Genomic DNA, 12,726 nt, shown 5'->3' with positions numbered 1-12,726 from the left:
CTCAGGTGAGATCGGCGAGCTTGCGGAAGTCCCAGGAGGTGATCTTCTCCGGGGTGAGCCGCAGCCAGGCGTGCCGCCCGTCGTGCGGCATCTCCGTGATGCCGAAGTACTTCACGGGGAACAGCCGCTCCGGCTCGACGAGTTCGGGGCAGGGCTCGCCGACTCGGGGCGCCTCGCCGACGCACTCCGCCCGGCCGGTGAGCTCCACGCCGCGCAGCTCCTCGTACCCTTCGCCGTCGTCCACGACCACGGCGATCCTGGCGTCCCCGCGCAGCTGCGACCAGCGCAGGCTGCGCGTGACGGAGTACAGCCAGAGCGAGCGGCCGTCCCAGACGAACCACAGCGCACCGATGTGCGGAGCGCCGTCCGGGCCGAGCGTCGCCACCCGGCAGGTGCGCCGTTCGCCGAGATAGGCGTCCCGTTCCCCGGGCGTCATCATGATCCGGCGGCCTCGTCGCTGGGTGTCGGTCATGGCCGCCCTCTCCTCGATGCCTTTTACTGACTGGGTGTCAGGAATCATGGACGCTCTTCCTTCGTGACGCAATGGCCGCTACTCGCGCGCGCCCGGAGAAGAAGGGAGAGGAGTGCTTGTGCCGTCGAGGCAATCACGCGAGCGGCTCACCGCGCTGCTCGACCCCGCCACCACCGTCCTGCTGACCGTCGAGTGCCAGCCGGGCGTCGTGGGCCCGGACAGCGCCCTGCCCGAACTCGCCGCCGCCGCACGCTCGTCGGGCGCGGCGGCCAACATCGCCCGCCTCGTCGCCGCCGCCCACGGAAGCGGTGTACAGGTGATGCACGCGGTCGCCGAGAGCCGGCCCGACGGGCACGGCGGCAACCACAACGCCCGGCTCTTCCGCGCCGCTGCCCGGCTGCCCGTCCAACAGCACACCGGCAGCACCGCCGTCCGGGTCGCACCCCCCATCGAGGTCGCCGAGGAGGACCTCGTCGTCCGCCGACTGCACGGACTCTCGCCGCTGGCCGGGACCGACGTCGACCCGCTGCTGCGCGACCTCGGCTGCCGCACGCTCGTCGTCACCGGCGTCTCGGCCAACATCGCCATCCCCAACGCCGTCTTCGACGCGGTCAACCTCGGCTACACGGCCGTCGTCCCGTCCGACGCCGTCGCGGGGGTGCCTGCCGAGTACACCCCCGCCATGGTCCGCAACACCCTGGCCCTGGTCGCCACCCTCACCACCACGGACGCGGTCCTCGGCGGCTGGAAGCGACCTCGCAGACAGGGGGCCCCGGCTACGCCAGCCTGATCGAATCGCCCTCGACGGTGATCCCACGGGCGGGCAGCGGCTGGGTGGCGGGCCCACCGGTCGGGCTGCCCGTGGCTGCGTCGAAGGTGGAGTTGTGGCAGGGGCAGGTGATCGTCCCGGCCGAGACGTCCTTGACCGCGCAGCCCTGGTGGGTGCACGTGGACGAGAACGCCTTGAACTCGCCCGGTTTCGGCTGGGTCACCACGACCTTCTGCGCGGCGAAGACCACCCCGCCGCCCTCCGGGATGTCGCCGGTGGCGGCGAGCACCGCACCGCCCTGCTTCTCACCGCCGGTCCCGGGCTGCTCGACCGTGTCGGAGCCTTTCGTACCGTCCGATCCGCCGCCGCACGCGGTGAGGGCGGCAGCCGCTCCGGCCGCTCCCACCGCGGCGACGACCGTGCGGCGTCCGAGGAGGCTCCGGCACCCCTGCGTTGCGCTCATGGCGGCATTCCCTTCGTCGGTGTCCCCGTCTCGGGCACATCGGTCAGAGGTACGTGCCCCGCGACCGCGATGTTCACGCCGACGACCGCGCCGTACGCCGACGGCCCGGCTCGCCAGGCCTTTGGCCCGGACCGTCAGGCCTTACGGAGGCGGGCGACGATCCCGTCCAGGTCCCGCAGGAACAGATCGGGGCGGACGAAGTGGCCGCCGGGCACCTCGTGCCACTCGTGCGGAATCCCCGCCGCGCCGAGAGCCCCACGGAACTCCCGCTGCCCGGCCAGGACTTGAGTCTCATTGACCGTGTCGAACCAGTTGACCGGATCGGGACTCGTGCCCGCCACCAGGAACACCCGCTTGTTCCGGTAACTCCCGACCCGCTGCACCGGGTTGTCGGCGCTGACCCGCGCCTCGTCCCACAGCGGCGCCCCGTAGACCGTGCCGCCGCCCAACTCCACGGCAGCGGACGAGAGGTTGGCCCAGTGCGTGACGAGGCCGGCGTCGCGGCGCAGGCTGGCCGGGCCGGAGTGGGAGCTGACCGAGGCGAAGTGTCCGTAGTACTTGGCCGCGTACTTCAGCGCGCCGAATCCGCCCATCGAGAAGCCGGAGACCGCCCTGCCGTCGTACTCCGCGTACGTACGGAAGTTGGCGTCCACCCACGGGAGCAGCTGGGCGATGTGGAAGGTCTCCCAGTCGCGGGGGCCTACGTTGGAGGCGACCGGGTTGGAGTACCAGCCCGCCGCGCCGCCGTCCGGCATCACGACGATGAGGGGCTTTCCGGCGGTCCAGGCGCGGATGCCCATCCGGTCGAAGGTGATGAAGTCCTGCCCGGTGCCGCCCCCGTGGAACAGGTAGAGGACCGGATACCTGCGCCCGCCGGAGTGGTAGCCGTCCGGCAGCAGGACGTGGACGCCGGGGTTCCAGCCGATCGCTCCGGTCGCGAAGCGGAAGTAGCGCATACGGGGATCGCGCTCGTCGCGGTCCACGATGCGCAGACCGAAGCCGTCGCCCACCGCCTGGGCGGCGGACGCCGACGCCAGGACGCCTCCGGCGCCGAGCGCCGTGGTCGCGGTGATACCGGCGGCGGCCTTCAGGACGCCTCTGCGGGTGGGCCGTTGGGTGCTCAACGTGACCTCCTGGTCAGGGGAGTGGGGGTGCGGGGTGCGGGCGTCAGGCGGAGTAGCCCTTCGGCGGGATCAGGGTGGCCAGCTGGTCGAAGGAGATCCAGTAGATCTGGTTGCCGCCGAAGGACGCCGGGTCCGCGATGAGGACCGTGCGGTCGACCGCGTCATAGCCGAAGACCGCGAAGTAGTGGTAGATCGTCTGGTCCGGCGGGTAACCGGGCGGCTGGTTGCCCGGCGGGGCGACGATGTTGGCGACCAGCGGATAGTTGCGGTCGATGTCGAAGACGATGTCGTGCCACAGGAGGTCGCGCTGCGCCTGCGTGGGCGGGTCGCTGGGCATCTCCTTGGTCTCGTACCAACCCCCGCCCAGACGGGCGTTGAGCACGGCGGTGACCTGGCCGATGTGATCGGTGCCCGCCTCGGTCGTGCCGAGCTGCGCCGCCAGCTCGCCCTGGCTCGGCGCGGCGGTGCGGGCGGAGAGCGCGATGCGGGTCGCGGCGGGACCGCACCAGTAGCCGGTCTGCTGGACCTGGTAGTCGATCTCCAGCCAACGGGCGTCGCCCGTCCTCCCGGCGTCGACACGCAGCCTGGCCCCCGGCTCGTCGTATCCGGAGGCGAGGGCCGTGCCGGCCGTCGAGTCGTGGACCCGTACGTTCACGACCGGGACGGCGGGGGCGGGGGAGGCCTCAGCGGTGCCGGGGAGCAGAAGTGCTCCCAGAGTGAGTGCTGCGATCGTGGCCGGGACAAGTCTCGCGCGCATGGGGGCTCCTGTGGGGGACGGGGCCGTACGGGAACGTCGCCGTGCGGGACCGGGGTGGGGCCGTCCGCCCGGGCGAAGCGGTGACGGGGGACAGCGTGGTGGCCCGGCGGCGACGGGCACAAGCGCTGTAAGTCCAGGCTTACGGGCGTGGGTTGACGCCGACTCCGCGTCCCGTCCGGCGGTCCTCCGAGGCCAGGAGGGCGCGCCCCTCGGCGGTTGCGACGTGAAAGGCGCGGCCCGCCGTGCGGACGGTGGTGGTCAGCCCCGCCGCGCGCAGGACGTTCATGTGCTGGCTCACGGCCGGGTGGGTCACCTGGAGCATCCGGGCCGCCTCCACGGTCGAGCATCCGGTGCGGGCGGCCCGCAGCAGATCGGCGCGGGTCTGCCCGAGGAGGCGGCCGAGGGGGCTCCGGCCGCCCGTCGCCGGTTCCGCGCTGTCCGCCCAGTCGGCCGCGTGGTGGATCGGATGCACCAGGACGGGCGGTAGGTCACCGTCCGCCAGGGTGGTCGGGGCGGGCCAGCAGAAGAACGACGGTTGGAGCACCAGGCCCCGCCCGTTCAGCCGCAGGTGCTGGTCGACCGGGTAGGTGACCTCCAGCACGGGCGGCCGCCATTGGACGTCGGGCCCGAGGCCGGCCAGCAGCGCCTCGGTGCCGCCGTCCATGAGATGCCGTGTCCGCAGCGCCCGGTCCGCCTCCAGTGCCGCGCGGACATGCCGCCAGTGCGGTACGAGCGCCTCCGCCTGGTAGGCGTGGAGCGCCTTGCCCAGCCGTGCGAGCGCGTCCGGGTCGCCCTCGGCCAGGGAGGCGGCCCAGCCGGGCAGCCGCCTCGTCCCGGCCAGCCGGGTCAGCTCCGCCCGCAGCCTCGGCCGGGGCGTGCCGAGCAGGGTGTCGACGGCTGCCCCGAGCGTGGTGCGGTCGCCGGAAGTGGGGGTGAGGAAGTCGGGGGAGTACCCACGGGGCGGCAGAAGCGGCGAGAGCAGTCGGCGGCTCTCCGGGAGCCGCGGCAGCGCCCAGCGCCGCCAGGCACCGAACACCCGCTCCCCGTCCGTCCGTTGCAGGGTCTGGACGCTGTTGGTGATCTCCCACAGGAAGTCCGGCCCCGGGGCCACCCTGACCCGCGTCAGGTCCTCGGAGGTGAAGTGGATCCGCAGCATGGACGCTCCATGGGAAGGCGGGCCGGGCCACCGCACGCGCGGTCCGACCAGCCATCCGCGCCCCGGCCGGCTGCACGCCGTGCGAACACCGGCGAGGAACGGACCGCTTACCGCTCGCCGCACCGGTGGAGAACAGGCCACTACCCGTCACCGGGACGGGGTATGCCGGACCCCGGGGAAGGGGCCGCTCTCCCCGACGGCGGGCCGACCGGGGGCCTCTTCGATGGTGAGGGCCCCGTGCCCTGGTGAACCGGCGCACCGGGGCGCGGCGTGCCGGGGTGGTCAGGCGGTGCCGTCGCTCATACGGCGCTGCAGTTCCCACAGGGACCGGAAGAGCCCCGGCTCCTGGGTGAGCTGGGCGTAGGTGCCCTCCTGCACGATCCGGCCCTCGTCCAGGACGACGATCCGGTCGGCGACGGCCACGTTGGTGAGGCGGTGGGTGATCAGGAGGACGGCGCGGTCCTTGGCCAGTTCGCGCAGGCCGGTGAAGATCCGGTGCTCCGCGCGGGCGTCGAGAGCGGCCGTGGGTTCGTCCATCACCAGCAGCGCGGCCTGCCGGTGGAAGGCGCGGGTGAGGACCAGGCGCTGCCACTGTCCGCCGGAGAGCTGCTACCCGCCGAACCATTCGCTGGTGAGGAGGGTGTTGAGGCCGGAGCGGAGGTCCGGCAGGATCTCTGCGGCGCCGGACGACTCGCACGCGGCGAGCACGGCCGCATCGCCGGTGTCGCCCTGGCCGAACGTGATGTTGTCGCGCATCGTCAGTGGCAGATACGTGAACTTCTGCGGCACCAGGGCGACATGCTCCCAGGCCCCCCATGGATCGAGGTCCACCGTGGAGGCGTGGTCCCAGGCCACGTCGCCCTTGGTGGGCAGCAGCAGCCCGCACAGCAGGCGGGAGAGCGTGGACTTGCCGGAGCCGTTCTCCCCGACCAGCGCCACGATCTCGCCGCGCTTCACGTGCAGGGAGACGTCGCGCAGGCTGTCCTTGGGGGCGCCGTCGTAGCGGTAGGTGACGTCGCGGACCTCGAAGCGCCGCGGGGCGGTGGCCAGGGAGGCGGTGCCACGGGAGTCGGCCATGGCCTGGCCGTGGGCGTTGTCGAGGAAGTTCTGCCAGTCCTGCACATACCAGCCGGTGCGCACCAGGCGTGCCCCGCCGCTGATGATGCCCCGTACCGAGCCGGTGGCGGTCTGGAGAGCGAAGACGGCGCCGCCGCCCGCCGCCAGGTCCATCCGCCCCGAGGCCAGGAGCCACAGCAGCGCCGCCCACACCGCGATCGAGGCGACTCCGCCGGCAGCGGCCCCGGCCAGTCCCATCCAGGCACCGGTGTTCGCGGCCCCGCGTTCGGCCGCGTTGACGGTGGCGGCCAGCTTTCGGTAGCGGCCGGTGAGGAAAGGGCCGGCCAGACAGGCCCGCATCTCCTCGCTGGACTCCGTGTAGGCCATGTGCCAGCGCAGTTTGCCCAGCATCCGGCGCCGCCCGGAGGTCTCCAGGCCGGCGAGGTAGATCACGCGGGCGGAGCGGACGTAGGCGGCGGCCTGCGGCAGGCATGCGAGAAGGAGAAGGGGAAGGAGCAGCGGGTGCAGGACGGTCAGCACGGTTGCCCCGGCGGCGAGTGTGGCAGTGGCCGCGAGGACGTCCTGCGCCTCCTCGACGAGGTCGGGGGTGACCTGCGCGCCGCGGTCGGCGATGTCGTAGGCGTCGTTGTAGCCGGGCTTGTTGTTGGCGGCCAGCTCCGCGCCGAGCGCGGCCTCGATCATCGTCAGCTCCGCCGCCCGGCCGAGCACCGGGCGCAGCCGGCCGGTCAGCCAGACGACGGCGATGCCCAGCAGCGCGCGCAGACCGGCGGCTGCGGCGACGACCGCGAGCTGCGGGGCGGCGTCCCGCAGGCGCTCGGTGATCTCGCCCGAGGAGACCAGCGCGGTGATCGTGCCCGTGACCGCCAGGAGGCCGAGGGCCGCGAGGACGCCGGTCCCGATCTGGCACACCAGCAGGCCGACGGTCGCGCCGCGATCCACGTGCCAGGCCATCCGCACCGAGCGCCGGACGAGGGAGGGCAGGCGCCGTGCCATGGTCCGTGAGGTCAACTGGGATCCGGCCCGGAGCCGGGACTCGTCGCGGTAGAGATACTCCTCCTCTCGAACACCGGTCTCCTCCGGCGCGTCGTCCTGCGAGCCCCCTTGTGGTCGTCGCGGCGGTTGCTCCTGTGTGATGGCCGACGTCATCGATCCCCCTCGGACGGTCGCTGCGGCAGAGTCACGAGGTCCAACGAGGCGGGCGCAATATCGAACACACGTCATCCGGTCGTGCTGTGGGGCCCGCAATCTCCGGCGTCGGGAACCCCGCAGGCGCGGGAGCCCTGGTGGGGCCCGGAGCGGGCCCGGACAGGAAGTGGCCGAAACGCCGACATCACCGCGCGGCACGAACCGTTCGGCAGGGGAACCGGCTCCGAGGCCGGCCTGCCCGGTGATCCCCCGGTTGAAATGCACATTCACAAGGGATGGGTGGCCCGAGAAAAAAGCTAGAAGAGGCCATTGCGACCCGCTACGTCACGCCCCTGCGTGAGGGCGGCTCGCTCCCCGGCATCGTCGAGGCCGGCGATCTCGGTACGTACGTCATGAAGTTGTCTAGGTGGTGGTACTGACCTGCGGATTTGTGCTCCTACAGGCCCCTGGCCCGCGTGGATGTGGCTTTCACTGTCTTTCAGTTTCGTGCTGCGTTTTGCAGCTGATTCCCCCCACGCGCTCCCCAAGTCTTCGAATACTCCCCAGAGTCTCCCCAGGGGTGTTCATGCCGCGAGCGCTGTGCCTGGGCGGGCGGGTGCTCGTTTGGCTGTATATCCAGCACGCTGAGTGATCACGGGGGGGCGTCGTGCCTGCCCCCATCAGCGGCTGACGGAGTTGAGCGAATCGTGTCTGCGGGGTCTTGGTTGGTCCAGGTGAGCCGTATAAGGCAAGGTCAGGCCTTTGTTGTCCAGGCACGTCGACTCTGTTGGTGAGATGTGTGTGTGAAGCGCTCCCCGGCGAGGATCCCGGCTAGGCTGGCGCTACGAGCTCGAGCAGGCGGACGTCTTCCACGCCATGGCCACCACCCGCCACGACACCGTCGTCACCCGCTTCGCTCTCGCCTCGGATGGGGCGGCCGGTGCGGGACCGGCGGCAGGTCCTCAACGGGATCCCAGTTCGAGCCGGTCATGGCCCGCATCGCCATCAAGCGGTCCGGGCCCGGCCGGCCCCGCACCCGGCCCGACCGGGTGGCCGGCGACAAGGGCTACTCGTCCGCAAGATCCGCGCCTACCTGCGAAAACGCGGCATCGCCTGCACCATCCCCGAACGCACCGACCAGATCAAGGGACGCCGACGACGCGGCGAAACACTCTGCCGCCTCGACCGCACCGCCTACCCCTCGGCGTGCTCGACTGACGTGCCCGTTGTGGGCCTGGGTAGGCTCCGGATCTTATGAGTGCTATACGCCCCTGGGGCCAGGCCAAGCTTGCGGGCGGGACCGTGGCTGCGATCACCGTTCTCGGTGACCTGCTTGTGTGTGCCGTGCTGCTCCTGGCATCCATAGGGGTCATCGGTACGGAACCGACCACCCGGGCGGAGGAGACCGCTGCTTGGCAGTCTGCCGGTCAGCTGTACGTCGGCTGGCTGGTGGTAGGAGCGACGTCTCTCGCCGTATTGCGCATGCCGAAGGCTCTGCTCGCGCACGTGTCGACGATGTTGCTCTCGCCCATCGCCCTGTTCGTGCTGCTGTTGCTGCTCTCGTCTGGTCTCGGTTGATCCCGGGTGAGCGGGTGTGACTTGAAGTAGCAGGCCCGGCGATCATCGCCTTCGCAAGGTCCGTCACAACCGCGGCGCGCTGCTCCTCACGAGATATCAGGCGAAGGGATAGCAGGTGACCGATGGCCCCCGGGCATACGGTGCGGCCAAGCCGTCTTACACGCTGATCAGGGTCGGGTCAGCCTGTGCCGTATGGATGTGCGGGTGAGATCCGGATCTTGTGGAGTACGGCTCGGGCCCCTGGTGCCGGCGGCGGCCCTGCCCCCGGCACCGGGCCTCTGGCGGCCTGATGCCTGCCCCTTGCGGAACCGCCCGCCCTCTGGCGGACCTACCCGACTCCGGTCTCGGCATGGACGGAGCGGTGGGGTCCCTGCCGTCTTGGGTGTTGTCCTCGCGGAGGTGCCCGCTATGGGGGAGAAGGGCGCGCGGTCGGTGGCGGGACGTGTACGGTGCCGGCCGGCGGTGTCGATGAGGCCGGAGGCGGCGAGGGCTGCGTCGGCGGCAGCGAGGAGCACCGGGTCGGTGTCGTCGTCGAGTGTGGCTCCCACGGCGCTGCGTACGAGGCGCAGGCCCGGCGACCCTGAAGCGTTGCGCGGGCAGCTGCGCTACCTCCTGGCCGTTTGCCGCTCGCGTCCTACTCGCTGGGCATCATCCCGTTCACCGCGCAGCGCACCGCGTGGCCGGCGGTGAACGTCTGCGTACACCCGGGCCTTGACCCCGGCCTCTCCCGGAGTGCGCCAGACCGGGGTGATTCCGGGGATTGCCCACTGCTGTTGAGGGCGGCCGCACCGCTCGGACGGTGTCCGTGTTAGCGCCGGTGACCTCCAGGACCACGAGCCCGAGTTGGGCGATGTGGTGCTCATCGATATCCATGTCTCCACCGACGGATCCGCCGGTTCGCCCGGGTCGCCGGCCGGGGAGAAGTATCCGTATGAGGGAGGCCGGTCACCGACTTGCCTGGCGCCTGTCGCGCGGACCGGGGTTCGGGTCTGTAGACGGGGAGGAGCAGCTGCGTCCGCTGACAGGACCGGTCTGGGTGCGACCCCACAGCCGGGGAGCCGTGCCCACCCTTCAGCGGCAAGGCTCCCTGTCGGGAACGACGCCGCGACACCGCGTGGCAGTGCCGCAACGTACGTCAGGCGTCGGCGAGGAGGGGGTCGTACGGGGTGCTTGTGCGGCGACCGGACATGAAGGAGAGGAAGTCGCCCACGAAGGCGCTCCTGCCGTAGGTGCCGTCGGTGGTGGTGAGGTCGCGGTGGAAGGCGGTGCGGAACAGGGTCCGGTACTCGTCGGCGTCGATGGTTCCGCTGTGGTCCTTGTCGGTGGCGTCGAAAAGGACCTCGGCGACGCGGATAAGGGCGGGCCCGGCGAGGGAGGGGACGGCGGCGGCGTACTCGTCGGCGCTGACGCGGCCGTCGCCGTCGGTGTCGAGGGCGGCCTGAAGCTCCCGCCACCAGGCGGCGAACGCGTCGTAGAGCCGGGTCTCCTCGGGTTCGTCGAGGTCGAGACGGGTGGAGAGTTCGCGGGCCATGGCGGCGAGGTCGGGCCAGTCGAGGTGCCCGTCGCCGGTCTGGTCGAGCACCTTGCGGAAGAATTCCTCCGCCGAGCGTCGGCCCTCCCCTGAGCCCGCCGAACCAGTCGGGACCGGCTCGGCCTCGCCGCTCAGCGGTGTGAGGAGGCGGAGCAGGGCCGACGCCCGCTTCATGCGGGCGGTCAGGGCGGTAACGGTCCGGGCGCGGGGGTCGTCGCTGTCGGGCGAGAGGGAGAGGGCTTCGATGATGCTTTCGGCGTTGATCCAGCCCTCGGGCAGGAAGCGGGTGAGTCCGGCGGCGAGGTAGGCGCCCTGCATGACGGTGGGGGCGCCGGGCATCTCCGGCAGGCCGGCCCGGCGCCGGTATGGCTCGGGGAGCGAGGCGACGGTGATCGCACCGAGAAGGGGTCCGGCGACGGCCCGGCCTGCCGCCCACAGCGTCGGCGCGCCATCGAGGAGTGCGGGGGCGGGCAGGTGGTCGAAGAGCCGGTAGAGGATGACGCGGGCCGCCTCGGTGTTCTCCAGCTCGTTCTCGACGACCCGGTCGAAATACCGCCAGAAGTCGTTCACGTCCTCGGGGAGTTCACCGGCATCACCGTCGAGCGCGGCGAGGAACGCGCGGTACTCGGCGTACATCTGCGCCATCGTGTCCTGGTCGAGCGGCTGGCCGCTCAGCCGGCACATGGTGACGGCGCTCTCGAAGAGGGTGGCGACCACCCAGGCCCGGGTCGCGCGGTCCATCGCGTCGTACGCGCGGCCGCGGGAGTCGGAGCCGCTCATGCGGGCGTGCAGCCGGTTGAGCCGGGCAGCTTCCCGTTCGCGGACGGCCGGGTCGGTGCCGAACATGCGCCGCATGCTGAGGAAGGTGTTGCGCAGCCGACGCCAGGGGTGGGCGACGAAAGTGGAGTTGTCGACGAGAGCGGCGCCGATCTGCGGGTGAGCGGCCTCCAGCACGGTGGCCCGGATCATGGCCAGTGCCCAGCGCGGGTCGTCGAAGAAGGTACTGAACTGCGATTCCGGACCGAACAGGGGAGCCTCGTCGGCCGTTCGGGCGGTTCCGGTGGTCATGCTGGGTCTCCGTTCGTCCGGGGCGGCACGCCGCCGAAACGGCGATCGCGGCGCCGGTAGGTGTGCAGGCAGGCGAGGAAGTCAGGGGCCCGGAAGTCCGGCCAGAGCACCTCGGGGAAGACCCACTCGGCGTAGGCGACCTGCCAGAGCATGAAATTGGAGATGCGCTGCTCGCCGGAGGTGCGGATGACCAGGTCCACGTCGGGGGTGTCGGGAAACGGCAGATGATCCGCGAAAAGCCGCTCGGTCACCTCGTCAGCCGGCGTCCCGCTGCGGATCAGAGACCTCGCGGCCTCGACGATGTCCCGACGCCCACCGTGATCGAAGGCGACGGTCAGCGTCATCCCCCGGTTCTCGGCGGTCAGCGTCGCCAGGTCGTCGAAATCCCGGTCCAGTTCACGAGGAATGCGCGAGTCGGCGACCCCCAGGAAGCGGCAGCGGATGCCCCGGGCGAGCAACAGCGGCGCGTGCTTGCGCACAACCCGGCGAACGAGGTGCATCAGGTAGTCGACCTCGCTGCCCGGCCGGTTCCAGTTCTCGGTGGAGAAGGCGTACAGGCTGAGCCACTCCACGCCGGCACCCCGGGCCGCCTCGATGACGTCGATGACGGTGGCCTCCGCAGCCTGGTGGCCCGCCGTGCGCGGAAGCGAACGCCGCTGAGCCCAGCGGCCGTTGCCGTCCATGACACAGGCCACGTGCCGCGGCACTGCCCGCTCAGGCCCGCCGCCCCGCCGTTGCTCACGGGGCCCATCGCTGCCCCGCTCCGGGCGTGGGCCGTTGCCTGGCCGCTGCCCGACGGGCCCCTCGTCGCCCTGTCGCTCGTCCGCCGCCGGGCGTGCGCGCGGGACGCCGTGGTCCGTCGCGACCGGCCCTGTCCCGTCCGGAGCGGCACGACCAGCCGTACCGCGCTCGGTTACGCCCACTCCGACACCCACCCCCGCCACGCGCACGCCCCACCGGCGTGTTGCCTCCCGAAAGTCTGACAGTGTGAAACGGCTCTGACCGGCCAAACGGGTGGCCGTCACCCCTGGCACGTACGTCCATAAATCCCTCGTGCCGGCCCCCGATGGGAGCGCACGGCATCAAGGAAGGAGCCGCGGCCTGGGATGCTGTGCACACCGGCTGCCAGCATGAGGGCGGGTACGAGCAGAGCGAGCATGACCACGGGACCTCCCTGGTGGGGGCGGCCGGCGACTGTGCAGCCGATGGTGCTGCTTCTCAGGATGGGGCCGAATGGCGTAGTACGCATGTCGCCGCACCCAGCAGCGTGCGGGCCCCGCTCCATACGAGGTGCTCGCGAGTATCTGCTCGACGATTGCCGGGAGGCTCGCCGAGGACGTACGCGGCGCTGGCTGACCCTCCCGCCCGCACGAGGACTACCCCGTGTCCGATTTGCCGCTACGCCTGCCCTTCTCGTCTCCGGAGTCCTTGAGACGGACCTGACGGTCGCCCTCGTACGCGCCCAGAAGGCCACCGCGGCTGCGGAGCGGTCTTCTGGCGGCTGACGCGGACACCCTGGTAGGCGGACCGCCTTTCGGTGAACCTCTCGCGCACCGGCTGATCTGCACGCGCACACACCCGTCAGACAGACCGTGGTTTGTATGTC

Annotated in this window: 9 protein-coding genes and 3 pseudogenes; 4 read left to right on the top strand and 8 right to left on the bottom strand. The window is 71.4% G+C overall.

Annotated elements, in window-relative coordinates; genetic code table 11:
- Position 1: 1 nt before the first annotated feature.
- The gene (locus RNL97_RS04250; RefSeq protein WP_030588230.1) at positions 2-472 is read right to left on the bottom strand and encodes a pyridoxamine 5'-phosphate oxidase family protein; all 471 of its coding nucleotides are present in this window, start codon (positions 470-472) and stop codon (positions 2-4) included.
- Positions 473-590: 118 nt separating this feature from the next.
- Between RNL97_RS04250 and RNL97_RS04245 the strand changes: the two genes are divergently transcribed.
- The gene (locus RNL97_RS04245; protein ID WP_030588233.1) at positions 591-1,262 is read left to right on the top strand and encodes an isochorismatase family protein; all 672 of its coding nucleotides are present in this window, start codon (positions 591-593) and stop codon (positions 1,260-1,262) included.
- Here the strand turns inward: RNL97_RS04245 and RNL97_RS04240 are convergent.
- The 5 genes and pseudogenes from RNL97_RS04240 to RNL97_RS04220 all read right to left on the bottom strand — a co-directional run bounded on the left by RNL97_RS04240 (position 1,249) and on the right by RNL97_RS04220 (position 6,964).
- A complete protein-coding gene (locus RNL97_RS04240; RefSeq protein WP_243313384.1) occupies positions 1,249-1,704 on the bottom strand; it encodes a Rieske (2Fe-2S) protein in 456 nt (151 codons plus the stop codon). The two genes, RNL97_RS04245 and RNL97_RS04240, sit on opposite strands and share 14 nt — an antisense overlap.
- Before the next feature lie 134 nt (positions 1,705-1,838).
- Positions 1,839-2,828 carry an alpha/beta hydrolase gene (locus RNL97_RS04235; protein WP_313750392.1) on the bottom strand — a complete coding sequence of 330 codons (990 nt, stop codon included), beginning with the start codon at positions 2,826-2,828 and terminating at the stop codon, positions 1,839-1,841.
- Between the two features lie 43 nt (positions 2,829-2,871).
- A complete protein-coding gene (locus RNL97_RS04230; protein WP_243313383.1) occupies positions 2,872-3,585 on the bottom strand; it encodes a C39 family peptidase in 714 nt (237 codons plus the stop codon).
- A gap of 139 nt (positions 3,586-3,724) precedes the next feature.
- On the bottom strand, positions 3,725-4,741 hold the full coding sequence (locus tag RNL97_RS04225; protein ID WP_243313381.1) for an ArsR/SmtB family transcription factor: 1,017 nt from the start codon (positions 4,739-4,741) through the stop codon (positions 3,725-3,727).
- A 282-nt stretch (positions 4,742-5,023) separates the two neighbouring features.
- Positions 5,024-6,964, bottom strand: a pseudogene (locus RNL97_RS04220) (ATP-binding cassette domain-containing protein).
- 950 nt (positions 6,965-7,914) lie between these two features.
- Between RNL97_RS04220 and RNL97_RS04215 the strand changes: the two are divergent.
- The 3 genes and pseudogenes from RNL97_RS04215 to RNL97_RS04205 form a co-directional block, all read left to right on the top strand.
- Positions 7,915-8,141, top strand: a pseudogene (locus RNL97_RS04215) (IS5 family transposase); the annotation flags it as partial.
- Between the two features lie 104 nt (positions 8,142-8,245).
- The gene (locus RNL97_RS04210) at positions 8,246-8,521 is read left to right on the top strand and encodes a hypothetical protein (protein WP_234313466.1); all 276 of its coding nucleotides are present in this window, start codon (positions 8,246-8,248) and stop codon (positions 8,519-8,521) included.
- A gap of 561 nt (positions 8,522-9,082) precedes the next feature.
- Positions 9,083-9,225 (top strand): annotated as a pseudogene (locus RNL97_RS04205) (Scr1 family TA system antitoxin-like transcriptional regulator); the annotation flags it as partial.
- 431 nt (positions 9,226-9,656) lie between these two features.
- Here RNL97_RS04205 and RNL97_RS04200 read toward each other — a convergent pair.
- A complete protein-coding gene (locus RNL97_RS04200; protein WP_313750391.1) occupies positions 9,657-11,120 on the bottom strand; it encodes an oxygenase MpaB family protein in 1,464 nt (487 codons plus the stop codon).
- A complete protein-coding gene (gene uppS, locus RNL97_RS04195; protein ID WP_267882071.1) occupies positions 11,117-11,827 on the bottom strand; it encodes a polyprenyl diphosphate synthase in 711 nt (236 codons plus the stop codon). Before uppS ends, RNL97_RS04200 begins: the two co-directional genes overlap by 4 nt.
- Positions 11,828-12,726: the final 899 nt, after the last annotated feature.

The sequence above is a fragment of the Streptomyces parvus genome, from assembly GCF_032121415.1.
Lineage (GTDB): Bacteria > Actinomycetota > Actinomycetes > Streptomycetales > Streptomycetaceae > Streptomyces > Streptomyces globisporus_A.
The sequence above is the reverse complement of the archived record's forward strand: the minus strand, read 5'-3'. Positions and strand labels throughout refer to the sequence as shown.